This is a genomic window from Trueperella bonasi, from assembly GCF_030811535.1.
Classification (GTDB): domain Bacteria; phylum Actinomycetota; class Actinomycetes; order Actinomycetales; family Actinomycetaceae; genus Trueperella; species Trueperella bonasi.
Genome location: NZ_JAUSQX010000001.1, coordinates 1264744 through 1289111, shown reverse-complemented (window position 1 = coordinate 1289111; position 24368 = coordinate 1264744). Strand labels below are relative to the sequence as shown.

20 protein-coding genes are annotated in these 24368 nt (G+C 57.3%); 2 read left to right on the top strand and 18 right to left on the bottom strand.

Annotation, left to right across the window (positions count from 1 at the left end; all coding sequences use genetic code 11):
- Positions 1–82: 82 nt before the first annotated feature.
- From J2S70_RS05975 to J2S70_RS05895, 18 genes are all read right to left on the bottom strand, one after another.
- Entirely contained in the window at positions 83–1585 is a 1503-nt protein-coding gene (locus tag J2S70_RS05975) for a xylulokinase (protein WP_307682822.1), read from the bottom strand.
- Between the two features lie 12 nt (positions 1586–1597).
- The gene (locus J2S70_RS05970; protein ID WP_307682821.1) at positions 1598–2320 is read right to left on the bottom strand and encodes an L-ribulose-5-phosphate 4-epimerase; all 723 of its coding nucleotides are present in this window, start codon (positions 2318–2320) and stop codon (positions 1598–1600) included.
- Positions 2317–3987 carry a ribulokinase gene (locus J2S70_RS05965; RefSeq protein ID WP_307682820.1) on the bottom strand — a complete coding sequence of 557 codons (1671 nt, stop codon included), beginning with the start codon at positions 3985–3987 and terminating at the stop codon, positions 2317–2319. The genes J2S70_RS05970 and J2S70_RS05965 overlap by 4 nt, the downstream gene beginning before the upstream one ends.
- 36 nt (positions 3988–4023) lie before the next feature.
- Entirely contained in the window at positions 4024–5391 is a 1368-nt protein-coding gene (locus J2S70_RS05960) for a sn-glycerol-1-phosphate dehydrogenase (protein WP_307682819.1), read from the bottom strand.
- Positions 5392–5405: 14 nt separating this feature from the next.
- Complete coding sequence (locus J2S70_RS05955) at positions 5406–6185, bottom strand: DeoR/GlpR family DNA-binding transcription regulator (protein WP_307682818.1); 780 nt, start codon at positions 6183–6185, stop codon at positions 5406–5408.
- A 4-nt stretch (positions 6186–6189) separates the two neighbouring features.
- Positions 6190–7779 (bottom strand): FGGY-family carbohydrate kinase, encoded by a 1590-nt coding sequence (locus tag J2S70_RS05950; protein WP_307682817.1) that lies wholly within the window; start codon positions 7777–7779, stop codon positions 6190–6192.
- A gap of 33 nt (positions 7780–7812) precedes the next feature.
- Positions 7813–8664 (bottom strand): HAD-IIA family hydrolase, encoded by an 852-nt coding sequence (locus J2S70_RS05945; protein ID WP_307682816.1) that lies wholly within the window; start codon positions 8662–8664, stop codon positions 7813–7815.
- A 156-nt stretch (positions 8665–8820) separates the two neighbouring features.
- The gene (locus tag J2S70_RS05940; protein WP_307682815.1) at positions 8821–9843 is read right to left on the bottom strand and encodes a hypothetical protein; all 1023 of its coding nucleotides are present in this window, start codon (positions 9841–9843) and stop codon (positions 8821–8823) included.
- 251 nt (positions 9844–10094) lie between these two features.
- Complete coding sequence (locus J2S70_RS05935) at positions 10095–11051, bottom strand: sugar kinase (protein ID WP_307682814.1); 957 nt, start codon at positions 11049–11051, stop codon at positions 10095–10097.
- A 139-nt stretch (positions 11052–11190) separates the two neighbouring features.
- On the bottom strand, positions 11191–13806 hold the full coding sequence (locus tag J2S70_RS05930) for an ATP-dependent Clp protease ATP-binding subunit (RefSeq protein ID WP_307682813.1): 2616 nt from the start codon (positions 13804–13806) through the stop codon (positions 11191–11193).
- An 823-nt stretch (positions 13807–14629) separates the two neighbouring features.
- On the bottom strand, positions 14630–16792 hold the full coding sequence (locus tag J2S70_RS05925) for a cytidylate kinase family protein (RefSeq protein ID WP_307682812.1): 2163 nt from the start codon (positions 16790–16792) through the stop codon (positions 14630–14632).
- A gap of 153 nt (positions 16793–16945) precedes the next feature.
- Positions 16946–17395 carry a D-aminoacyl-tRNA deacylase gene (dtd, locus tag J2S70_RS05920; protein ID WP_307682811.1) on the bottom strand — a complete coding sequence of 150 codons (450 nt, stop codon included), beginning with the start codon at positions 17393–17395 and terminating at the stop codon, positions 16946–16948.
- The gene (locus tag J2S70_RS08880; RefSeq protein WP_407702659.1) at positions 17395–17700 is read right to left on the bottom strand and encodes a DUF2516 family protein; all 306 of its coding nucleotides are present in this window, start codon (positions 17698–17700) and stop codon (positions 17395–17397) included. The genes dtd and J2S70_RS08880 overlap by 1 nt, the downstream gene beginning before the upstream one ends.
- A gap of 41 nt (positions 17701–17741) precedes the next feature.
- Positions 17742–18899: a CAF17-like 4Fe-4S cluster assembly/insertion protein YgfZ gene (ygfZ, locus tag J2S70_RS05915; RefSeq protein ID WP_307682810.1), complete on the bottom strand. Its 1158-nt coding sequence runs from the start codon at positions 18897–18899 to the stop codon at positions 17742–17744.
- Positions 18896–19126, bottom strand: a complete 231-nt coding sequence (locus J2S70_RS05910) for a hypothetical protein (protein WP_307682809.1) — start codon at positions 19124–19126, stop codon at positions 18896–18898. Before J2S70_RS05910 ends, ygfZ begins: the two co-directional genes overlap by 4 nt.
- A 21-nt stretch (positions 19127–19147) precedes the next feature.
- Complete coding sequence (locus J2S70_RS05905; protein WP_307682808.1) at positions 19148–19756, bottom strand: FABP family protein; 609 nt, start codon at positions 19754–19756, stop codon at positions 19148–19150.
- 9 nt (positions 19757–19765) lie between these two features.
- Positions 19766–20602, bottom strand: a complete 837-nt coding sequence (locus J2S70_RS05900; RefSeq protein ID WP_307682807.1) for a hypothetical protein — start codon at positions 20600–20602, stop codon at positions 19766–19768.
- 305 nt (positions 20603–20907) lie between these two features.
- On the bottom strand, positions 20908–22446 hold the full coding sequence (locus J2S70_RS05895; protein ID WP_307682806.1) for an alanine/glycine:cation symporter family protein: 1539 nt from the start codon (positions 22444–22446) through the stop codon (positions 20908–20910).
- A gap of 314 nt (positions 22447–22760) precedes the next feature.
- Between J2S70_RS05895 and J2S70_RS05890 the strand changes: the two genes are divergently transcribed.
- Complete coding sequence (locus J2S70_RS05890) at positions 22761–23351, top strand: DUF47 domain-containing protein (RefSeq protein WP_307683380.1); 591 nt, start codon at positions 22761–22763, stop codon at positions 23349–23351.
- A 4-nt stretch (positions 23352–23355) separates the two neighbouring features.
- Positions 23356–24354 carry an inorganic phosphate transporter gene (locus J2S70_RS05885; RefSeq protein ID WP_307682805.1) on the top strand — a complete coding sequence of 333 codons (999 nt, stop codon included), beginning with the start codon at positions 23356–23358 and terminating at the stop codon, positions 24352–24354.
- Positions 24355–24368: the final 14 nt, after the last annotated feature.

Genomic DNA, 24368 nt, shown 5'->3' with positions numbered 1-24368 from the left:
GAGTGATGGATAGGTCAAATTTGCCGGTTGCCGAGACTAAAGGGGCCGGCCTCGCTACACGCCAGGCCGGCCCCCACCGCTTTTAAATCTGGTTGATCTTTTCGAAGATGTCTTCCAGCTTCGGATAGATCTCCTGTTGCACTTCGGCGAGCTTGCCATAGCGCTCGTGGGTGTCCATGTTGGGCTCGGTCCTAGCAGTGAAGGTCGTCATCGCCTCGGCGGCAGCGGCCACGTCATCGAAAGCCCCAATACCTACCATGCCCATGATCGCCGCGCCCTGCGCGGATACCTCGTCCACGCCCGATACGATGATCGGCTTACCGGTCGCGTCCGCGAAAATCTGCCGCCACAGCAAGTTGCGCGAACCGCCACCGGTGGCACGCAGTTCCCGGATCTCCCTACCCGTCGACTTCTCAACCCTACGAATATTTTCACGCAACTCGATCGCGATGCCCTCCATGATGGAACGGTACATATGCGCACGCGTATGCGCAGAACCAAAGCCCACCATGATGCCTTTCGCAAACGGCTCCCAGTATGGGGACTGCACGGCATTCCAATACGGCACCGTCAGCAGCCCTTCCGAACCAAGCGGCACTTGGGCCGCGGCCTCATCCAACGCCGGATCGATCCGCCCATCAAGCGCGGGATCACCCAGCTCCTTGCGGAACCAGTTGAGTAGCACAGAACCAGAATTCTGCACGATCTCCAGCACATACTGCCCGGGAATCCCAGCAAGCAATGTGCGGTAGGACGGATCGTATGCAAATTTCTTCGAGTGGATACCGCACACAACCGAGGTGCCAACGTTCACATACGCAACATCTTCCTCGATTGCATTCGTACCCAGCCCTGCGGCCTGCCCATCGCCAACACCGGCGATCAACACGACGTCGTCGTTCAACCCCCACTCGCTGGCCAGCTCGGGCTTGAGCGTGCCAATAGTTTCCGTCGGCCGGGCCAACTCTGCCATCTGGTCACGCCGAACCCCGGCGATCTCAAGCAACTTGTCGGAGTAGTCTTGGGCCTCGATATCCATCAGATTTAGCGTGTCGGCTGATCCCATGGCCGATACCCACTTACCCACCAACTGGTAGGCCAGATAGGCATGCACGTCCACGACCTTCGCCGCTTCGGCCAGCTCTTCCGGCTCGTGTTTCTTCAGCCATGCCATCTTGTAAATGGCCGGTGTGGTATCGGCAGGCTTACCGGACAGCTCGTGAATCTCATCGGAACCGTATTCCTTAATTTCCACGCCCGCCCGCGAATCCAGCCACAAAATAGCCGGCCGCAACGCCTTACCGTTCTCGTCCACCAACGCAAAACTCTCGCGCTGATGCGTAATACAGATTCCCTTGATCCGTTTCTTCTGCGAGCTCGACATCGAATACAGTGCCGAGGAAATCGCGATGTGCGTCGAAGCCCACCATTCCTGCGGATCATGTTCGTAACGATCCATCCCGGGCGTGAGCAGTTCGATTGGTGAGCTGCCCGAGGCTACAACCTGCCCCGAATCTCCAACCACAACCGCCTTCGTTGCCGACGTGGACGAGTCCAGAGCTATGACCAGTGGTCCATCTCCCATTTTATTCCTCTTTCAAGCTTCCGAGCCGGAGCCAGCTTGGCCCTGCCCGTACACATTTTGGTAGCGGTCATAGAGCACGTCGATGTGCTCTTGCGCGATCGGGCGCGGCTCGCCGAGCGATTCAGCGATCGCGACCGTCTTGGCTACCTCTTCAACCATGACCGCGGCCTTGACCGCGGCGTTTGCATTTTTGCCGATCGTGAACGGTCCATGATTTCCCATGAGCACGGCAGGCGAACGTGAATCTTTCAGAGTTTCCACGATTCCTTGCCCGATCGAATCGTCGCCGATGATCGCAAACGGACCAACGGGCACGTCCCCGCCGAACTCGTCCGCCATCATGGTCAGCACGCACGGAATCGGCCGGTATACAGCTGAAAACGCACACGCGTACGGCGAATGAGTGTGTACCACCCCGCCTACTTCCGGCATGTGCCGGTACACGTAGGCGTGGGCGGCAGTATCCGACGACGGCGTCAGCTCGGCTGGCGTGCCATCCTCGATTTTGTTGCCATCCAGCGTGCATACGACCATCGCCTCGGGCGTGAGCTCTTCGTAGCGCACGCCCGAGGGTTTGATGACGAATAGGTCGGTCCCTGGAACTCGTTCCGAGACGTTACCCGCCGTCCATACGACTAGGCCATTGGCTGGTAATTCGGCATGAAGCTCGGACACTCGCCGTCGAGTCTGCTCAACGGCTTCCTGCACCTGTGCTGGCTCGTCAACAAGTCTCACTTGGCCGACTCCTCGAAGGCACGAGCGCGAATGTCCTTGAGCTTGTACATGATCCCGGTTTCTTCGCGGCCAAAGTAATCATGAAGCTGCTTGTAGATAGCAAACAGTTCATCGTACTTGGCTGCCGCTTCTTCGTTTGGTACGTAAGCGTTTTCTTTGACCTGCGCCATCTTCTCAGCCGCTTCGTACACGTCGTCGTAAACGCCTGCCGCTACCGATGCGAAGATCGCCGAGCCGAGCGCGCCCGTCTGTTCCGCCTCGGAAACCGATACCGGCTTGCGCGTAATATCCGCAAGCAACTGCATGAAGTGCCTGTTCTTCAGCAGACCACCGGCGGCCACAATATCAGTGACCGGCACGCCGTGCTCTTCAAAGTTTTCCACGATCACGCGGATGCCAAACACCGTGGCTTCCATGAGCGCGCGGTAAATTTCATCCGGTGTGGTCTGCAGTGTCAGGCCAATAATGCCACCTGATAGGCGGGCATCGGAAAGGATGGAACGATTGCCGTTTAGCCAGTCGAGCGCCACGAGCCCGTGTTCGCCAATCTCCTGCTCGAACGCCTTGTCCATCAGGTAGTCAAGGATCGATTTACCTTCCTCACGTGCCGCCTGCTCGTATGCTTCGGGCACACTGTTGCATTCGAACCATGCGAACACATCACCGACGGCGGTTTGGCCACCTTCAATGCCCCATAGCTTCGGCACGGCTCCGCCTTCGACATTGCCGAACACGCCCGGCACAGCGTGGTATTCCTCGCTGTTGATCACGTAACAGCCGGAAGTTCCGATGATGGCGGTCATTTGGCCTGGCTTGACTGCGTTTGCACCGGCGACGACGACGTGCGCGTCGATGTTTCCGGCAGCGACGGCAACCCCTGCGGGCAGCCCAGTCAGCTCGGCCATCTCTTCCGTCACGGTGCCGACCTTTTCGCCCAGCTGTTTAATGGGCGCGTTCATCTTCTTTTCGAACACGTCGCCAAAGCCCGGCGCGAGCGCTTCGTTAAATTCCACCGAGGGGTATTCGCCGTCGGTGAGCATGCGCTTGTAGCCCGAATCGGAGGCCGCAAAACTCAGCTCACCGGTGAGTTTCCAGGTCACCCAGTCAACCAGGTTCACGAAATGCGCGGCCTTTTCGTATACGTGCGGCGCCTTTTCGAAGGTTTCCAGAACTTTCGGGAACAGCATTTCGGAGGAGAGAATCCCACCGTAACGCTCGAGCCACGGTTCGCCACGTTCCTCGGCAAGCGCGATAATGCGATCAGCTTGGTCTTGCCCACCGTGGTGCTTCCACAGTTTCACGTAGGCGTGCGGTTCGTTTTTGAACTCGTCGTATTCGGATAATGGCTTGCCGTCCTCGTCGGTGACGAACACGGTTGCCGATGTCGCATCGATCCCGACGCCAACGATGTCGTCCCTATCAATTCCAGCGTCTTTGATCGCATTCGGGATCGCTTCACCGAGCACGTCCACGTAGTCGCTTGGGTTTTGCAGTGCAAATTCGGGCGGAAGTTTCTGCCCGTCGCCCGCGTCCAAAGTGCGGTCCATGACCGCGTACTTGTATTCCGTTACCGCGGTGCCAACCTGCACGCCATCCGAGGCGCGCACGACGACGGCGCGGCCAGATAACGTACCAAAATCAACACCAATCAAATATTTTTCTGACATGACGCTCCTTTGCGTTAGTGAGTTAATTCGCTGAGGTTATTCCGCATCCGGATGGCGGTTTTGGCCCCAGAAGCCATCCTCGGCAAACAACTTGTCAACAGTCTCCTCAAAAATGCCAAGGTCGGTGAGGATGTCGAGAACCGTGTAGCGTGGGCGGATCATCTGCGCCTTGAAGTGGGTTTCACGGAAGCGATCCCAATCCACCTTGAGTTGCTCCGGATGGTAGGGAGCCCCCGCTGTCTTGAGCATGTCCATCGCCTGACGTGCCGGAATGATCTGCTTTTCGCAGCGCTCCTTGATGGTTGGCCACTTTTCCTTCAGCAACGCCACTCGTTCGCGCACTTGTTCTTCGGTAAGTAGCTTGCTCAGCGAATGCTTGACCGCTTCTTCTTGCAGGTTCTCATTGAGTGCGGCACGCACGTTGGCCTCGACCTCTTCGGGCGTCTTCAGCCGTTCTACCGCACGTTCGACGTCGAAATCTTCTTCCGTAAGCTTGAGGAACTCTTCCCACAGGGCAAGCGACGCAACCGTGCCCACACCAACCTTGTTTCCATGGCTGAGGGGCGGCTCCCAGTCAAGTCCGTGGCCTTCCATTTCCCAGGTGTGAGAGAACTGATGGCCGGCTCCCGATGCGGGGCGCGAAGACTGATGTGCCTGCATGGCCAGGCCGGACATGAGCTGACCTTCACCGAGTTTGGCGATCGCATCCGGATCGGTATCGCGTACGGCCTGCGGATCGTCGAGCGATTCCATAAGGTTACCCTGGACGAGGCTCCACACGTAGTCGTCGATTGCTTCAATTCCGAGCTCGTCGGAGAGGATCCAGTCCGCCCCTGCGGGGATCTTTTCGATGAGGTCGCCATAGCCCGTGGCCGTGAGACGGTAAGGGGCTTCGACCATCGTCGGTACGTCCATGATCAGAGCGGCTGGCGCCGGGCAGGACCGGGTGATCTTGAAGCCATCCTTCGAGATCGACGCACCGAACGAGGCAAAGCCGTCAACTGAGGCCGCCGTGCACACGTTGATGTATTCACGGCCGAGCTCACCCGATGCCAGCTTGGCGATGTCATTCAGCGTGCCAGCTCCGAGGGAGACCATGATCGTGTTTTCGTAGGGCCGGATGGCTTCACGCAGCTTTTCCGTGTTGTCGTAGTCACCGTAAAGCGTTGGAGTTCCAGGGAAAATATAGGGTTCGTCCGCAAACTCCACGCCCGCTTCTTCGAGGGACTTCACGACGACGTCGCCGACCGCTCCCCACGTGTTGTCGTCGGCAACGACGATCGCCTTCATATCCGGGTAGAGCCGCTTAAACATTGGCCCAATTTCTTTGTTGACGTCGTGACCGAAGATGATGTCTTTGGTTTCTGTAGCGGTTTCAAGCGCCTTCTTGATGAGTTCAGTCATTGTAAATTCCTTTCCTAGCGATCGGCTACGATCACGTTAGTTTGAATACTTAATTCGCTTAGTGCGGCCTCGGTTATCGAATCGTCGATCACGAGGTACGTGAAATCGGCAACGTTGGTGATTCTGTGAAGCGCCACCCTGTCGAGTTTCGAAGCGGTAGCGAGCAAGATCGGCACATTCACCCGCTTGATCAGCTCGCTCTTGAACGATGCCGCGTCTGAGTAGGGGTGAAAAATGGAGCCGTCCTTGATCGAGGCGGCACCAAAGATCCCGGTTTCAAATGCCAGTTCGCGTACGGTGCGGCTCGCCGAGGGCCCGAACATGGCATCTAGTTGGCGCACGTGCCGCCCGCCAAGCACGGTCAAGCTCTTGTGCTCACCTTGCGATATTTTGCTTGCCGCAGCCAGGGAGTTCGTGATGAACGCTTTCGCACCCGGATCAGCAATATGGTCAATCGCGTAGTACGCGGTTGTGGAATCGTCTACGAAGATCGTGGAATACGAATCCACGATCTTCGCAGCTACCTTGCCAACGGTGCTCTTTGCGTCCTGTTCTTGGCCGAGCCGAAACTCAAATGGTGTTTCCGAAATGGAGCTCACAAGAAGCGATACAGCACCCTTGTTTCGCGTAATAATATGGCGTGCTTCGAGGGCGGCCAAGTCCCGATACAGGGTCATGGCAGAGACGTCGAAGTGCTCGGACAGCTCTTCAACCCGGGTAGTACCGCGCTCGATAATGAGCTCGATAATGCCCGTCTGCCTTTCTTCCTGTGTCTGCTTGACCGCCATCATCATGCCCCTACTTGCGCCTTGCTGACACGTGATCCACAACCGCGTGGATGTGATCCTGGTTCAGCGCGTACTGTTCCACGTACTTATCCGCGTAGAACTTGTACTCTTCGTGAGCTGCCATGTTTGGCTCGATGTGTTCGCGCTCGTGAACCATGGCGTCGGCAGCTTCCTGCATCGAGTCGTACATGCCTGCACCGGTTGCCGCAAGGATGCACGAGCCGAGGGTGACGGCGTCGCCAACCTCAGTCATCACAATCGGAATACCAGTGACGTCGGAATGCATCTGGATCCAGTCGCGCGACTTGGTCGCGCCACCAGCGGCCACAAACTGTTCGACCTCAAAACCGGCCTCCTTGAGCTTGCGCATCGACGCCTCGACGCCGTAGCACACCGCCTCTTGGATCGCGCGATACATGTGTTCACGGGTGTGCCCAAGTGCAAGGCCGGTAAACACGCCGCGCGCCTTCGCATCTGACCACGGCGTGCGATTACCTTGGAAGTATTCGTTGATGATGAGGCCCTCGCAGCCAATCGGGATCTCACGCGAGCGCTGGTTGAGCACGTCGTAGGCGGAAATGCCGAGCTCGTTGGCGCCCTTTTCGATGTCTTGGCAGAACTGATCCTTGAACCATTTCAGCACTGAGCCCGACGATGTTAGCGAGGCTTCCACCGTGTACTGGCCGGGCACGACGCCGTCGGTGTACCCGCCGAAGAAGCCCGGGCCGGAGACTGGCTGGTCGGCCTGGCCGGACATGACGTGCGAGGAGCCCGTCACGAGCGACATCTTGCCCGGGCTCAACGCGTTCAGGCCGATCTGGCCATGCCAGGCGTCGCCGCCTCCTTGGGCAACCGGCGTGCCCGGAAGCAGTCCAAGTGCTTCTGCAGCCCATTTGGTTAGCCCGCCGATGTGAACGCCGAGGTCCACGACGTCTTCCGGAATCTTGTCGAAAACGTCGCCCGCTCCGGCCTCTTCGTATAGGTCCACTGGCCAGCCACCATTGTCGCGGTCGTAGTAGGCACGATGGGCGGCAGTGTTAATGTTGACCGTCCACCGGCCGGTCAGCTGATATGTCAGCCAGTCGGGGGCATCCACAAGGCGGTAGGCCTTCTTATAAAGCTCCGGTTCGTTTTCACGCAACCACGCGGCCTTGAACGGGAACCACTCCGCCGTGGGCGGGAGCGTACCGCCGCCGGTGTATCGCGTTGCTGGAGATTGTGATTCCACCACGCGGGCAGCCTGCTCGGTTGCTCGCACGTCCATCCACATGATCGCGTTGCTCAGGTGATCGCCGTTTTCGTCCACGGGAACCACGGTCATCGTCGTCGCATCATACGAAATACCCGCAATTTCCGGAGGCTCAATGCCCGCGCGCGCCATAACCTTGCGAGTCGAGGCGACGAGCGCCTGCTTCCAATCCTCCGGATCCTGTTCTGCCCACCCCGGGTGCGGGTAGGTAGTTTTGTACGGCGTCGCCGCAAACGCGAGAGGCGAGCCGACAGGATCAAAAATTCCCACGCGGCACGACTCCGTGCCAAAATCAATACCCATCAAATAGGGACCGTGAGTGTACCTAAAATTAACTGCTTTCTTAGTCATATTCTTTCCTAGTGAATCGAGGGGTTCTCGTGATTATGCGACGTCGTCGTCAGACCATCCCCATTCCTCGCGAATTTGCGCAGGAATAAGGTGATCGATGCGTTCGAGTACGTAGGTTGGCTGCTCATCTTCGGGCAGCTCCTGAGCGTCCTCGGCGGTGTTATCTCCCGTCAAAACCAGCGTTGAAGCCATGCCGGTCCGGACGGCCATGCCGATGTCAGTGCCGAGACGGTCACCGACCATCATACAATTCTTGGGGTCTACATCTAAGTCTCCGAGCGCGGCCTCGAGCATTTCCGGTTCGGGCTTGCCCATATTGGCCTTAAGCTTGGTGCCGGTGCATGCCTCGATCGCTCCGACGATCGCGGCAGCATCGGGCTCGCCTCGCCCGCCCGGGAACGGACAGTACTTATCCGGATTTGTGGTGATTAAAAATGCGCGCTTGTGATACCAAATCGCGTCGAATGCGATTTGCAGTTTCTTGTATTCGAAAGTGCGGTCGTAGGAAGCGATCACGATGTCGATCTCTTCGGGATTTTCGCTCATTTTAATTCCCGCATCGCGCAGCGCACGTTTAAGTGGCTCTTCCGAAATTGGATAGACGACGGCGTCCGGGTGATGCATCTTCAACCAACGAGTTGTCGTCACCACGGTGTTGGCGATCTCATCGAGCGGTGTTGGGATTCCGAGGCGGTCGAGTTTTTCCTTATACTCGCTCGGATCCTTCGTTGGATTGTTTGATAGGAAGCGGACGGGTTTGCCGAGCTTGCGCAATCCTTCGATGAGGCGCTTTGCTCCCGGAAGGAGTTCTTCACCGAGATAGATGGTTCCATCCTGGTCAAAAACATAGGCATCGTACAACTGGGTCGGTGAGGAAAACTGCATGATTGTCCTTTTTTAAAACCGCGTATGAGTACGGCGTAAAACTGGGGGGGGCTTGACGAGGAGAATTTCGGTAGAGTTCAGCACCCGTCTAGCTCCACCCCGCTCAAGTGATGAAAAATTGGGCTCGCCCGATTGAATCGGGCGAGCCCAAGGATTTTAGGCAAGGATCGCCGTGATTGCAAACAGGACGGTTGTTCCGGTCCAGATTGCGAATGCAGGGGGATCAATATGGGTGTCGCCATTGGCGTTAGTCATACGCGAGAGCGCCTCGCCGAGCAAACCACCGAGCGCGCCAACGATGCCGCCGATGACGACTGCGATCGCCAGATGGCTCGAGGACCAGGCAAGCACGTCCGACGTGCCCGCAATGATCGGAGCGAACTTGAGCGCAGCGATCGAAGCGAGGATCGTCATGTGGTGGGTAACCGGCGTCTTCAGACCACAGGTCAAGAAGACGAGGGTAACCGCCGAAATCGCCCAGCCGATCAGCTGTGCGTGGTTGACGATACTAGGGGATGCCGGGAAGAAGTACTGAACGACTACGAGGGTTGCAAAGGCGGACATCAAGCCGGAGGTCAAACCGTGTGCGGCCGTAACTCCCCACTTTTCCTGATGTTCCACCCAGTGCTTGCCCTCGCCCACCTCGAGCAGGCCAAGACCATTGGTCTTCTGGAAAAGACCGGTGCTACCAAATGCGAAGCGGATAACAATCGACAAAACGATAATTGTGAGCGCAACGGTATCAGTCGCACCAATCACTTCGTTTCCGTAGTGCAGGGCAGGATCGCCAGCCTTGAATGTCGGCAGCGCCCATGCAAAAAAGTTGTTGACGATGTAGCCGAAAATGCCGAAGGCACCGCCGACCATGAGCACGTCCGAACGGCCAAGTCCAGCTAGAGGGCTAACAATATCTCGGCCGTTAACGCCCTTCGGCATAGCACCGACCTTTGCAGCATAGGCCGCGGCCGCTGCACCTCCCAAGAAGGCGATATGCGGACCGAAGACCGGTCCGAAGACAACCGAATTCATGTATGGCCCGGCGTCAAAACCAGCCATATATGTACCTAAACCGATGAGGTACATCAGACCGGTGAAAATGAAGGCCGTCTGGCCGCCAATGGCAGCGCCGAAAGCGCCTCCACCAAAGGCTGCAATGAGCCAAAAGATATCAATTTCCATGTGAGTTCCTTTGTCAGGGTGTGATGACGTGAACTCCCGCCCCACCAACCGACATTGGTTGGCTTGCGTTCGTTCTAGCCGGAAACCTAGGCAACCTCAGGCCACAAATCTAGCGACCTCGCTGTGACCAGATTCCCACCTAACCACCAAGGTAGCACCGGGGTTGATACTTTTCACACAATCTTTGAAAACTGCACGGAATTTCTGCAGAGCCGATTCGGTGAGAATTATTGCAGAGCCTGGCATGTGGCTCAGCGAAGAACCTCGCCTGACTGCAAACTACGGCCCGGCAAAGCCTCAAGCATCTCCAATTCACGCCTCAGCGGAAGAGCTTCCCAGTCGCCGTCGGAAGCAACGATCAAACCACCAAGCATGTGGGCCCGAGCGAGTCGATCATACGGACCCAAACCATCAAGCCATGCCGACAGGTAGCCGGACACGAACGCGTCACCAGCGCCAATCGGATCGACAACCCTAACCTTGCGATTCGGGCACTCGATCACGCCCTCGTTCGTTTGCACTCGTGCCAAGTCGTCCGTTTTCCACACAACCTCAGAAACTCCGCGCTTGTACACGGTCTCCATGGCTTTACGTGGGTCTGGATATGTTGTGAGTATTTCGTACTCCGTGGTGCCGCCAATGACGATATCGGCCATACTCGCTAATTCCTGCAGTACCGGTGTCGCCTCCTCACGTGACCACAAGCGGCTACGGTAATTGAGATCGAAAGAAATCTTAATGCCCGCCTCTTTTGCCTCGCGCACCATCTGGAATGTCGCCTCACGCGCAGATTCGCTCAACGCCGGAGTGATCCCCGTGAGATGAACAATCCGCGGCCGAGCCTCGATCGCCGCAGCAATCTGTGCCTGCGAGAAGTGGCTTCCTGCTGAACCTGCGCGATGGTAATCCACGCGCTTAGCTTCCGAACCCATGCCTCGCACGACCACCAGGCCCGTCTGCTCTTCTCGTCGCTCGACGAAATCGACGCCGACCCGTTCGCCCCGCAAGGTTCGTAAAATCCCCTCACCAAAAGTGTCCGGCCCAAGGCTGCCCACCCATTGCACGTTATGCCCGAGACGTGCCAAGGCAATCGAAACATTGCCTTCCGCGCCCGACATGGTGATGCCCGCTTCATTGCCAACACCAAATTGCCCGCGCAATCGAAGGGTTCCCATAACCTCACCGATCGTGACTAAATCCAAACTCATGGTCCTCCTTCGATACTTGTGCTGTCTAAGCTGATGTTAACTAATATGCAGGCAAAAGGGGAGGGTCCATTTTGGCCCCTCCCCTTTTGCACTGTTCGCAGCTTCTTTGATGTGCAGCGCCAAACAGCTTCCGTCAGCTCTACTCGGTTCGCGTGCCACCACCATCGTGCGAAGGCTCGCTCGCCATCTGGGTGCCGTCACTATCGCCGCCTGACGGTCCGACCGTCGTGGGCTGCGCTAAACCGTTAATCTCCTCGGTTTCCTGCGCGGGCTTCACACCCTCAGGCAACTGGTAATCCGAATCGTGGCCCGTAAAGGTGAATGCCTTAGGCACCGCTTCCTGATCGACGTCGACGACGATCGTCTGGCCCTTCTGGAACTCACCAAACAAGAGCTTCTCTGAGAGAGTATCCTCAATGTCGCGCTGAATCGCACGGCGCAGCGGACGAGCACCCAGAACCGGATCATAGCCGCGGTCCGCCAGAAGTTGCTTGGCATCGTCGGTCAAAACAATCGACATGCCCTGATCCCACAGGCGCGCGCCAAGCTTGCCGATCATGAGATCCACGATCTGCAAGATCTCCTCCTTGTTGAGCTGCGGGAAAACGATGATGTCGTCCACTCGGTTCAAGAACTCCGGGCGGAAGTGATTCTTCAGCTCCTCGCCCACGCGCCCCTTCATCCGTTCGTAAGAAGTCTGGGTATCGGCGTCAAACTGGAAACCGGTCTGCACGCCCTTGGCGATGTCCTTAGTTCCAAGATTCGTGGTCATAATGATGATCGTGTTCTTGAAATCGACAACGCGGCCCTGCGAATCAGTCAGGCGCCCCTCTTCGAGAATCTGGAGCAACGAGTTAAACAGATCCTGGTGGGCCTTCTCAATCTCATCGAACAGGACCACCGAGAACGGCTTGCGGCGAACCTTTTCCGTGAGCTGACCGCCCTCCTCGTAGCCCACGTATCCCGGAGGCGCACCAAACAGCCGCGAGACCGTGTGCTTCTCCGAGTACTCGGACATGTCGAGGGTGATCAGCGCGTCCTCGTCGCCGAACAGGAATTCGGCAAGTGCCTTGGCGAGCTCGGTTTTGCCGACGCCTGTCGGGCCGGCGAAGATGAACGAGCCGCCCGGGCGATTCGGATCTTTCAAACCGGCGCGAGTACGGCGAATTGCCTGCGACAGCGCGGTAACGGCTTCGTTCTGGCCGATCACACGCTTGTGTAGCTCGTCTTCCATGCGCAACAGCTTCTCGGATTCCGCTTCCGTAAGCTTGAAGACCGGAATGCCAGTCGACATCGACAGGACCTCTGTAATGATGTCTTCATCAACCACCGAAACGACGTCGAGGTCACCTTCCTTCCAAGCCTTCTCACGTTCGGCGCGCTTCTCGGTAAGCTGCTGTTCCTTATCCCGCAAGGAAGCGGCTTTCTCAAAATCTTGCCCGTCGATGGCAGCTTCTTTGGCACGCTTAACTTCGTTGATCTGCTCATCAAGCTCGCGCAATTCTGGTGGGGCCGTCATCTTCTGAATCGCAAGCCGTGCACCGGCCTCATCGATCAAATCGATGGCTTTATCTGGCAGGAAACGGTCGTTAATATACCGATCCGCAAGAGTTGCAGCCGATTCGAGCGCGTCGTCAGTAATCGTGACGCGATGGAAAGCCTCATAACGATCACGCAAGCCTTCAAGGATCGCGATCGTTTCCTTCACCGTTGGCTCATCAACCTGAATCGGTTGGAAGCGGCGCTCGAGGGCGGCGTCCTTCTCAATGTACTTCCGGTACTCATCGAGCGTCGTGGCGCCGATAATCTGCAGCTCGCCGCGAGCCATCATGGGCTTGAGCAGCGAGGCTGCATCGAGCGCGCCCTCTGCGGCGCCCGCCCCGACAAGCGTGTGGACTTCGTCGATGAAAAGAATAATGTCGCCGCGCGTGTTGATCTCCTTGAGGATTTTCTTCATCCGCTCTTCGAAATCACCACGGTAGCGCGAACCTGCCACAAGCGAGCCCATGTCAAGCGAATACAGCTGCTTGTCCTTCAGGGTTTCGGGTACGTCACCCGCCGCGATCGCCTGTGACAAACCTTCGACGACGGCGGTCTTACCCACACCGGGTTCACCGATCAATACGGGATTGTTTTTGGTGCGCCGGGAGAGCACCTGCATGACGCGCTGGGTTTCATTGTGCCGCCCGATCACCGGATCTAGCTTGTTTTCTCGTGCGGCCTGCGTGAGGTTGCGCCCGTATTGGTCAAGGATCGTCGAACCGGCCTTTTGCCCTTCGCGCGGCCCACCAGGGCCAACTCCCACAGCTTCCTTGCCCTGGTATCCGGACAGCAGCTGTGTGACCTGTTGGCGAACGCGCGGCAAATCTGCCCCGAGTTTCACCAGAACTTGGGCGGCCACGCCGTCCTGTTCACGGCATAGACCGAGCAACAAATGCTCCGTGCCGATATAGGAGTGGCCGAGTTGCAAGCCCTCGCGCATTGCATACTCGAGAACCTTCTTCGCCCGTGGCGTGAAGGGAATGTGGCCTGAGGGTTGCTCTTGCCCCTCGCCGATGATCTCAATGACCTGCTCTTGAACGGCGTCGTATGTGACGTTGAGTGACTCGAGCGCCTTCGCAGCGACACCTTCGCCTTCCTTAATCAGGCCAAGCAAAATGTGCTCTGTGCCAAGGTAGTTGTGCTTGAGGTTTCGCGCAGATTCTTGGGCGAGCACAATGACCCGCCTCGCGCGATCTGTAAACCGTTCAAACAATGTTGGACTCCTCTGAAATATTTTTCGCTAAGGCGCCTGTGCGCGCACCTGTACGATTCCTCAATAACCTTAGCGATCGGCACGCCGCGTTTATTCGCCGTTTCGCCGCTGGCGTGACTTCCGCCCGCCGCATCCCTATCCCCTCCCTGCCCATTCCTGCCCCGTCTCGGCCCCGTCGGCGAGGGGTCCTATCCACATGCGAGGGGTAAAAGCCCTCGCAATTAGGCAAAAACCCTCGCAGGTGCAGTGGACAATCAATAGGGGAGGCCGTAAATGCGCATCTTCATCAACCAGTGTACGAAAGCACCACCGGCAACTACGCCCTTCCATTCCAGGCGAAAGGTTTCGATCTCTACCTGCCTTAACTCGCGTTGTCGACGCATGTCATCAGCCATCGACTCGCCGAAAGATTTCCCGTTTCGCATAGCCGGATTCGCGATAATTCGCGCGTCTCGCCAAACCGCGCCGATTGACTTCGCACTGTTAAGAAAGCCTTCTCTCGTTGGGCGCATCAAGATTCAAGAAAGTTATCGTGTTCGACAATTGGAGTTACCTCTACTTGCACTCGTTGCATATTTGCACCACCCACGTCCTCGCCTCCAGCTTTAACAGTTATATGTTGGCTGAGCCTACGGCGACGGCAGCTTCCGCGTTTCTACGAACGTGGAAAATGTGGACAGCGTAGGAGCTTCGCTCCGTTGGGGAAAGATCCACATGGAAAGGTGGGGCAGCTCATCCAAACGCGAGCGGGAACTCAGGCACACGGGAATGCCCGGCCCCGCTAACTAGCTAGCTGGGCCGGGCATTCACAGTCGGGAGCGCTCTACTTCAGCACGTCCTCCTCCGAGCCTTCGCGGGCATCGGGCTTGGCGTACGGCGGGAGTGGAATCTCGCCGGTGTCAACCGTCGGATCAGGTTCATTGAGCGGATACTTCGAACGATACATATCTACGATCGTCTCAACGACCTGCTCGTAGGTAATCGAACCGGTGTTGATCACGAGGTCGTAGTAGTTATCGTTGTTCGGATCCCACTGATACAGATGGCGGGACATTTCGGCCCTCATCCGGTCTTCAGCTTCGAGCTGCGCAGTCGCATCGCTCATGTTCAAACCGGTGCGATGCATAACGCGCTCAATCCGCTTTGCCTTCGGCGCAATGAGGCGCACGTGGATTGCTCCAACGGCGTGGTGAAGCACGAATGCACCGTTACGCCCGAGAACAACGCCACCATGTTCAACTTCAGAAAGAACCGTCCGCGTATTCTCCGAGGCCACATGGAAATTCTGCGCCTCGTCGTACGCCATCGCCATCGTGGCATCCTGAGTTCCCGAATAATCCACGGTGCGTAGCCAGCGATCGAATGCGGAGTCGGAAACGAGCGTTTCCTTGTCCACAAGCGCCAATTCCTCCGAAGAGAATCTCTGGCCGATGTACGGAACCCCAAGCTTGCGCGCAAGCATCGGCCCAATCGCGGATGCACCAGCTCCTGACAACCCAAAGACCGTCACGATCGGCGGTGCGGGCTCGCCCTTCTTGCGCAAGCGGGTTGTCCGGCCATCGCCAACGGTCGCGACCTTAACGTCATCTCTGCCAACGCCCGTCATATCAGTCACGGCCTTCTGGGTGCGACGTTCATTGAGCTCACGGACAATCTTCGTATGCTCTTCCAAACCGAGCGGGTAGCGCAACATGACGAGGATTGCGAGGAACGTGAGAGCCGCCGGCAGGCCTCCGGTGGCAATTCGTATACCTTGAATGGCCTGATCGCTTTGAGTGGCAATTTCAGCATTGTAGCCAAACGCGCCAATCAGCGCGGCGCCGGCCCAGCCACCAACGCCCTGACCAACCTTACGGATGAACGAAAGGATCGAGTAAGAACCGCCCTCGGAGCGATTGCCCGTCTTCCACTCACCATAATCCACGGTGTCGGCCTGCATCGAAAACATGAGAGCATTCGTACCGCCAATACCGATTCCGTAGAGGAACCAAGCAAGAAGAGCCACGGGCAAAGAACCGGCCGGAGCAAAGAAAATCAGAAGGAAAGCAATGATGGTCACAACGCCCGCACTGACATACCCGAGTCGCTTACCAAGCCGCACGGTCACGGTAGGCACAAGCGAGGCCATAATGATTCCGCCCAAAGTCTGAGCCAGTTGCAAGAATGCAAACCACCCCGCATTGCCAAGCACTTCACGGGCATAGAACATCGCTACTGCCGACATGGTAAACATGCCTGCCAGCAGGAAGAATGCACCCAGACACAAGATCAGCAACGGGCGATTCTGAGCAACAGTCCTCAAAGTGCCCTTAAGCGTCACCTTCGCCTGCGGCCGTTCTACAACTTCCTTGGTGTTCTTGAAACAGATCAGGTACAAGATCACGGCTACCACACCGAGCGCCAGCGTGGTCAGTGTGAACTTGAGCCGGATGTTATCCGCCGTCGTGTCTTGGAACTGGGGAGCCACGACGAACGCGAGAAGAACAGAAGAAAGCGACGACGTAATCGAACGAGCACCCGATAGGCGAGAACGATCGACCGGATCCTGGGTGAGAGCTGCTGAAAGTGAGCCGTACGGGATGTTCACAAACGAGTACATCAGCTGGTAAGCGGCGTCGAAGAGGAGAATCCAGACGATCGCCATAGTCGCGTTCAATCCCGACGGCACGGAGAACAGCGCCACGAACATAATCGCGAGCGGCGCCGAACCGAATAGGATCCACGGCCGCAAACGCCCCCATCGGGTGTCGAAGCGGTCCACGGTTTGGCCGGCTGTCAAATCGGTGACACCCGCCCAGATCTTGGTGACGCCGTAAATCGCGCCGGCAACGCCCGCGCTCACTCCGGCGATATCGGTCATGTAAACCACGAGGAACATCGAGGTCATCATGAAGGTGAGGTTATTTGCCACATCGCCTAAGGCGTAGGACAGTACTTGCCCATTTGATAATCGAGTTGTGGCCACTTTACCCGTTTGTATACTCATGCCAATTCCAATCCGCGTCCTCTTTGACGCGATAAAGTGCATTTGCTGTCAGAACCATCATAGTAAGATTTGCCGAAAATGCCCATTACTCGGGCTTGTTCGCACTCAAGCAACATTGAACAGAGCACGAACTTTGCTCCCGGATTCGTAACCTCAGGTTTCGAACAGGACCGTGAACGGGCCATCGTTCACGAGCTCCACATCCATCATCGCACCAAATTCACCGGTCTCAACGGGAACACCATAGTTCCGCACAGCCAACACAAGCTCATTGAATATCGGCTCGGCCACGTCCGCCCCGGCCGCATTCGACCAACTCGGCTTTCGCCCCTTGCGCACGTCCGCGTAAAGAGTGAACTGCGAAACCAGCAACACCGGCGAACCCGATTCTTCCGCGCAAACCCGCGCCCCGGCGTCGTCGGAACCATCCGGCCCACGTAAAAGTTTCAGTTGTGCTATTTTCCGCGCCATTTTTTCGACGTCGGCCGCTCCATCACCGTGCGTCACACCCACCAGCACGCACAACCCGGCGCCGATCTCACCGGTCACGCGGTCGCCCACCATCACCTTCGCACGTTTCACGCGCTGAATAACGCTACGCATTACCATCCACCTCCCGAATCACGTGACTCGCGCCCATGCCACCGCGGCCCCATCCGCTGCCTTTCCGGCCCCAAATAAAAAACTGCCGCTATCAAGAAACCAAGACTCACCAGCCCAGCCAGCGGGAACCAAAATCTCAAAACTCGCACGAGAAAATAAAGTACTCCGCCCCCGCCAAGCACTGCTAACCAGAAATTCTTCGACCTTCCCGCCAGCCCAAACTGGCGTTCCGGGCGCGCTAACGCATCGAAAAATCCCCACACAAACAGACCGGTTAACGCGAGCGGCAAAATTCTGAAAACCACCAAGCTTAACAACGAATTAGCCTCCAACCCGACGTTGCTCTCTAACGGCTTCCCAGCCCACCGCGAGCACTGCCAAAGCCACCTGCACCCCCATCGGTACTTCCCGGGCCGCCACCCCGGTTGCCCCGACGTAACCCCTGCCCGGGCCGCTCCTGCGGCGACGCCGAGGACTTCCCCTCGCGCGCCACGATCGGCTCTTGTGCGGCCTGAAATCCACCCACTGTCAGCTGGGCGTCGTCGGCGGTGTTGCGCCGCAAAAGGGCGAGCGCGACCGGACCTTCTTCGGCGTCACGAGCAACCGACGTCAGTTGACCCACCACTCGCTCACCGAGCATCACGTCGTCACCGGGCGCCGGCAAATCACCCTCCGGCCCTTCCAAATACAGATAGGTGAGTCTGCGCGGCGGCTTACCCAGATTGACGAGCTTGGCCACGGTCTCCTGCCCGCGGTAACAGCCCTTGTCCAGGTGGACGGCAGTTCGCAACCAGTCCAGTTCGTGTGGCAACACCTGCGCGGCGGCCTCCAAGTTCGGGCGCGGGCGCCAGTCCGTGATCCGCTTTGCTTCCCACGCAGTGACACCCGCAGGAACCATCCCCGCTGCAATCAGCGTTTCAACGATGGGTTCATCTTTGCCGACGACGAGCAGGGTTCGGCTCGAGTTCTTCGCCGGATGGTCGGCGTCGGCTATCCCGTAATGCGCTCCGCCGGGCAGCGTTCGTGGCCAGGGATCTTCCCATATCACGGAGGCGAGGGCTCGCGCCTGGTCAGACAGTTCAGCTTCGGGAACCATCACGCCGACGACGTCGAATTCCGGCCGTTCGATCTTCACTCGCATTCGGAACATCATCGAATCCAGAAACTCAACAAAGGGCTGCGCCTGCCCTTTGTCAAGAATGAACCAGGCGCGTTCGCCGTCGTCAATCACGGCCGCTGCGGATTCGACGTGACCGTTCGGACCTAGCAGCATCATCTCGGATGACTGCCCTGCCGCGAGCGCCAAGAAGTCCCGGGTTGTCAGATTGTGGAGCCACGTAGCGCGATCGGCTCCCGAAACAGTGACGACTTCCAAGAAGGACAGGTCAGTAAACGCCTTGCCCGATGCAAGCTGATTTTCCTCGGCGAACTGATTCGAGTAATGGGCCGGAACGCCAAGATCCTCGTCCATTACTGCGCCCGGAAGAGAACGCGAAACTTTCACTGGTCCTGCTTCTCCTCGTTACTTTGCTGATCTTTGTTCCCATACACGCCAATCCCCCAGTGGGACGGCTCGTGTGGGTTTTCAGCTTCGGACTCAATCGCTTGCTCTGCCACTTCTTCCAGCTGATCAGCAGACTGTTCGCCAGCCGCCTTCGCAGCTTTCACGTCGGAGCCCTCGGCCTCCTTACCGCCGTAAAAGTCAGCTCCCCAATGCTTACCGTTGCCCATGTCGTCTCCTTATTTTTTGATTTAACTGCTGTTCGCTGCCGGCGCGTCGACGTCGTCGTCGAACTGACGCGAAAGCCGGCCAGCTAGATAGCTGCGCATTTCGTATCCGAAGGCTTCCATGTCGTAGGCGTAAAAGAAATCCGAGGCGACATTGCCGCCCACGAATTTGGCGGCCTGCAGATCTGCTGCCGCCCCCGAACGGATGATCGTATCTGTAACCATGTGCATACGCGGGCCGGAAATGAGACCGACCCACAGCTGTGACGTGCCGGTTGGCGATGCGACTGTGGCTTCGAGCTCGACAGCGCCATCCTCGCGCGCCTGCGCCTCGGGGTTCACCCGCAAGTAGCCCGTTTCTGTCTGCCACAAACGTTCCTTGGTGAGCGAATCGTAGGTGACTTGACCAGGGGCTTCCTTATCGACCGCTCCCGCCGACTCATTGGCAAGCCACACGCGTGACACGAACCGAACAAACGGGCCGGCATCGACGGCGTCGATCGTTAATTCGTGAAGGTAGGCAGCAGGTTCGATGTTGTCATACTCAAGAATGCCGCCCCCGTGCCAGGTGTCGATCAGCCAACCGAGCGGATAGTTCTCTGGTGCAAGATTTTCAGGAAGTCGGATTGCCATGCCACTAGGTTAGAGCAGAACGGCGGTGAACACGTAGCCAATCACGCCAAGCGAACAATGGGGTAACAGGGATTTCGTGATTCCCTGCACCCACGTGAGCGGGCGTTTGAAAGGCTGTAGACCTCTCCAAATGACGGCGTAGACCATTCCCACACACAATCCGAAAAGCAGTCCTATCCACAGGGGGTATCCAAATAGATAGCTTGACACGCCGCCCACGAGCGTTGCGTTAACTATGCCGAGCCAGTTAGCCCGATCTGAATCAAAGCCGTGAATCAAGGCTGCCACAGCTATGCAAATCGCGAAAGTTAAGCCGACGACGACTCCCGGGTTCGACCTCATCTGCTCGAGGCCAACGTGGGCACCGCCGACGTGCACCCAAAACGACACCGAGACCATCATCATCGCACCGCCCGCAGATGCCGAAACGTGCTCGACCAGGTGGATCCGGCCGTCGCGCCGAAACATTTCGCCAACGAAGCTCAACAAAATCGCGCCGGTCGCAACACCCATCGTCGTCGTGACTGTACCGAAATATGCGGCTGGCACGGCGGCCGCGAGGGTGATCAGCATGATTACTCGGGAAACTGCGCGGTTCGTTAACCCGAGAAGGACGGGCCAGCCCGGGATTATTACGACGCCGATCGCCACTGCCGCAAAAGCTGAGGTCAGTGATCCAAAGCTAACGCCAAGTGCGAGGATGGCCGCGAAAAAAGCGCCCATTGACGCCCAAACTAGTGGTGGGCGCATGCCGGCTGAGGGCCGGGCAGGGGTCTCGCGGTCAAAAAGTAGGTCAATCAAGGATTGGCCGCGATCGGATTCAGGCCCCTGCGTGGACGGAGTCATAGATAACAGTGTATATCCCCGTAGTCCGGTAGTAGAACTTTACCAATCTTTTGAGAGGTTGTGGCGTTATTAACGTGTCTTTGGAAGGCGTGCAACGGCTCAGCTTCGCGGTGGAAAATGTGCTTTGCGAAAGGGTGACACGCAATTTTTTGTAGGCTAGGCTAAGTGCCAAGACACCGGATCGCGAAAGCCCCGGGCTCCAAAAATTTGCCGCTACGAGCGGCCTTCGCGCCGACAGGCGCTCTCGGGTTCGGTGTCCTAAGCTTTCGGGCCGCATCTTCGGATGCGGCCCTTCCCTTATAAATTCAGCTCGGATCAGCCAACTGCCCCGACGCAGCAGCTTCAGTCCACGCGTCTCCTCCAAGATCACCGGGCAGGCCAGCACTATCAGGCACAAAGACGGGTGTCACGTAGCGTCGCACGGCGCCGTCGCTTCCGATCACTTCCACGTAACCCTCACCTTTGATCGCGGCAATTTGCCGCTCGTAATCCTTCAGTGCCGCTAGCACCCAGCCGGATAGGGAAAGAACCCCAACGAGGTTGAGAATGGTAATAACGAACATCGCAAGATCCATGAGTGTCCATACGAACGTCAAAGCCAGCACTGCGCCCACAAAGGAGAAAACTACCTGCAATACCCGAGCTGCCATGTGGACTGTCCGGCTCGCGTTGAGGAACACGAGATTTGCTTCGCCGTATGCATACGCACCCAGAATCGATGAGAATCCGAAGAAGAAGATCATGATTGACATGGGCCAGGCCATCCAACCACCAAGCGTGTCAATGACCCCGACGGTGGTGAGCACACCCGAATCGTCAGGAGTAACCGTGGACAGGTCGAGCACGCCCGATGTCATAATGATGAAGCCGGTTGCAGTACACACCAGCATGGTGTCGAGGAATACTCCAAACGACTGAATAAGCCCCTGCTGTACCGGGTGGGAAACGGTAGCAGTTGCCGCTGCATTCGGATTCGTACCCATTCCCGCCTCGTTGGAAAACAGTCCGCGGCGCATACCATTCACCAGAGCCGCGATAATGCCGCCAGCCGTACCCGCAAGCGCTTCACGTAGCCCGAATGCGGACATGAAGACGTCTGCGAAGAATCCCGGAAGTGCGCCTATGTTGAGCACAATCACGGCGAGCGCAGTGATCAGATAAGCGATCGCCATGACGGGTGAGATCACTTCGGTTGCCCGCGCAACGCCGCGCACCCCGCCCACCACGACGACGCCGGTCAGGACAGCCACGACGAGCCCGGTTACCCATGGCTCAACTCCGTGCGAGTTAGCCAAAACGCCGGCGATGGCGTTGGACTGCACCATGGGCATTGCGACAGTCATTGAAAAGACCATGGCCACCGCGAATGCAACTGCCAGAGGCCGAGATTTCAGTCCGCGCAAAATATAGGTTGCCGGACCGCCGCGAAACGTGCCGTCCGGGTGGCGTTTCTTAAAGATTTGAGCGAGTGTGGCCTCTGCGAACGCCGTCGCCATTCCAAACGTTGCCACAACCCACATCCAAAATAGTGCGCCGGGACCACCGAGGATCATGGCGAGTGCGACGCCCGTGATGTTACCGATTCCAATCCTGGTCGCCATGCCGATGGCAAATGCTTGAAAAGAGGAAATTCCCCCTCGCGAGCCCTTGCGAGATTGCACAATGTACCTAGTCATGGTCCCAAAGTGGCGCAACTGCAAACCTTTTGACCGGAAGGTGAGGTAGATGCCGGTTCCGGTGAGCACCGCGAGCATGATCCAGGTGTATAGCCAGTCGCTGATTCCCCCTAGAAAGCCCGTAAGCGGGCCGGTGGCCGAGTCAAGCCATTGCTGAATCTGTTCCATGTGATCGCCCTTCGGAAATGTTTACGTCCTAGTTGCCCGCAGGCTTAGCGAAGCCAAGTTTCCCACATCGCTCGCGCGAACGGAGAACAGGCCGGCATATGATCAGCTGAAGCGTGCTTTGTCGGTTATTTTGATCTCAGCATTGGCAATCTTGTTAACCCTGCCGTAATCTACTCGTTGACATATGTTTACGCCGGTCATAGGGCTTGAGAAGCGCAAAGGATTCAAGCATCGGCGTAACAGATTGACGATAGGTCCATGGAGGCACAAGCCCCTTGTCTAGATTCTTCAGCCGGTTCAGCGGTCAACACAATGTGCAGGAGTTACTTAACGCGCAAGCATCTCATCTAGTGCTGGCAGCTAATGTGCTCGCCGAAATGGTCCGAGCAAATTCGCCATCGCGCAAAGACCTCAACGCTAGTTTGCACAGTATCGAAAATGATGCGGACACCGCCTTGCACAACGTTCTCCAAGAAGTTGGCTCGCGATTCGTCCTCCCCTATGACTGTGGAGATCTGATTCATCTTTCGAACGCTATCGACAATTGTGTTGACGCTATTGACGAAGCTGGCGACAATCTCGTCCTTTATCGTATTGGTAAGCTTCCACCTAAGATCCACCAAATGGCAGACATTATCGTGCAATGCGCCGAATACGCGGTGATTGCCGTCGGCAAGCTTAGAAAAATCGACTCCTCGATTCGCACTACGTGGCTTGAGATAAACAATCTTGAAAACCGGGCCGACTCCCTACACAGGGATCTCACGATTGAACTATTCAACTCCGATTTCACGCCGAAAGAGTTATTGGCCGGTAAAATCACGTTGGATTCTTTCGAGATCGCAGTTGATACTTTCGAGGAACTGGCAGCCGCAATCGAACTGCTCAGTTTGAAGGAGTCCTGACTAGGTGGACGTGGCGCTCGTTATCATCACCGTCGCCGTCGCCCTGATTTTCGGTTACACCAACGGCTTTCATGACGCCTCCGGCGCAATAGCGACGTCTGTGGCCACGCGCGCACTCGCCCCGCGCATCGCGCTGATGATGACTGCGGCAATGAACTTCGTGGGAGCGCTTCTTGGTACGGGAATTGCGGTCACCATCGGCTCGAGAATAGTGGAGGTGAGCGCCGACGACGGCGTTACCGGGATCGTCGTCGTTCTTGCGGCCCTCCTTGGGGCGATGTGTTGGAACGTGGTGACGTGGTGGTTTGGCCTACCCTCATCGTCCTCGCATGCGCTTATTGGTGGGCTGGCGGGCGCTGGGCTTGCAGCTGCGTTTACCGTGCACTGGGATGTGATTGGTGCGCTAGTGATTGTGCCGATGTTTATCGCACCTGCGGCCGGTTTCGTGCTGGCGTTGTTGCTGATGAAGGCGATTGCAAAAGTATTCCACAACGCCCCACGCAAGCAGGCAATGCGGCGTTTTCAGGCTGCGCAAACGATTTCGGCGGCAGCGGTGGCTCTTGGCCACGGTTTGCAAGATACCCAAAAAATCATGGGCGTGATCGTGATCGCGCTTGTTGCGGGCGGATACCATGACGATACTTCGATACCACTTTGGGTAAAACTCTCAGCGGCGGCAGCTATTTCTGCCGGCACCTACGCTGGCGGTTGGCGAATCATTAAAACTGTGGGCACCAAGATTTATCCCCTCAATCCGGCGCAAGGTTTTGCGGCCGAAACGGTTTCGGCGGGCATTTTATACACCACTGCCTTCGTGTTTGCTGCACCGATTTCTACCACACACACGGTTGTAGCTTCAGTGGTGGGAGTCGGTGCAGCCACCCGGCGCTCTGCGGTGCGATGGAACACTGCTGGGAGCATTGTGGGCGCTTGGCTTATTACGCCACTGGCCTCCGGCATGATCGCCTCCGTACTCGCGCTGCTACTCAGCCAGCTTACGTAGCTACCACTTTTCAG

Excerpts from the sequence above, each read along its gene's own strand:
- J2S70_RS05955 (WP_307682818.1), bottom strand. The coding sequence starts at position 6,185 with ATGATGATGGCGGTCAAGCAGACACAGGAAGAAAGGCAGACGGGCATT.
- J2S70_RS05900 (WP_307682807.1), bottom strand. The coding sequence starts at position 20,602 with ATGACTCCGTCCACGCAGGGGCCTGAATCCGATCGCGGCCAATCCTTG.
- J2S70_RS05895 (WP_307682806.1), bottom strand. The coding sequence starts at position 22,446 with ATGGAACAGATTCAGCAATGGCTTGACTCGGCCACCGGCCCGCTTACG.
- J2S70_RS05965 (WP_307682820.1), bottom strand. The coding sequence starts at position 3,987 with ATGTCAGAAAAATATTTGATTGGTGTTGATTTTGGTACGTTATCTGGC.
- J2S70_RS05975 (WP_307682822.1), bottom strand. The coding sequence starts at position 1,585 with ATGGGAGATGGACCACTGGTCATAGCTCTGGACTCGTCCACGTCGGCA.
- dtd (WP_307682811.1), bottom strand. The coding sequence starts at position 17,395 with ATGCGTAGCGTTATTCAGCGCGTGAAACGTGCGAAGGTGATGGTGGGC.
- J2S70_RS05960 (WP_307682819.1), bottom strand. The coding sequence starts at position 5,391 with ATGACTGAACTCATCAAGAAGGCGCTTGAAACCGCTACAGAAACCAAA.
- J2S70_RS05950 (WP_307682817.1), bottom strand. The coding sequence starts at position 7,779 with ATGACTAAGAAAGCAGTTAATTTTAGGTACACTCACGGTCCCTATTTG.
- J2S70_RS05940 (WP_307682815.1), bottom strand. The coding sequence starts at position 9,843 with ATGGAAATTGATATCTTTTGGCTCATTGCAGCCTTTGGTGGAGGCGCT.
- J2S70_RS05910 (WP_307682809.1), bottom strand. The coding sequence starts at position 19,126 with ATGGGCAACGGTAAGCATTGGGGAGCTGACTTTTACGGCGGTAAGGAG.
- J2S70_RS05925 (WP_307682812.1), bottom strand. The coding sequence starts at position 16,792 with ATGAGTATACAAACGGGTAAAGTGGCCACAACTCGATTATCAAATGGG.
- J2S70_RS05935 (WP_307682814.1), bottom strand. The coding sequence starts at position 11,051 with ATGAGTTTGGATTTAGTCACGATCGGTGAGGTTATGGGAACCCTTCGA.
- J2S70_RS05945 (WP_307682816.1), bottom strand. The coding sequence starts at position 8,664 with ATGCAGTTTTCCTCACCGACCCAGTTGTACGATGCCTATGTTTTTGAC.
- J2S70_RS05905 (WP_307682808.1), bottom strand. The coding sequence starts at position 19,756 with ATGGCAATCCGACTTCCTGAAAATCTTGCACCAGAGAACTATCCGCTC.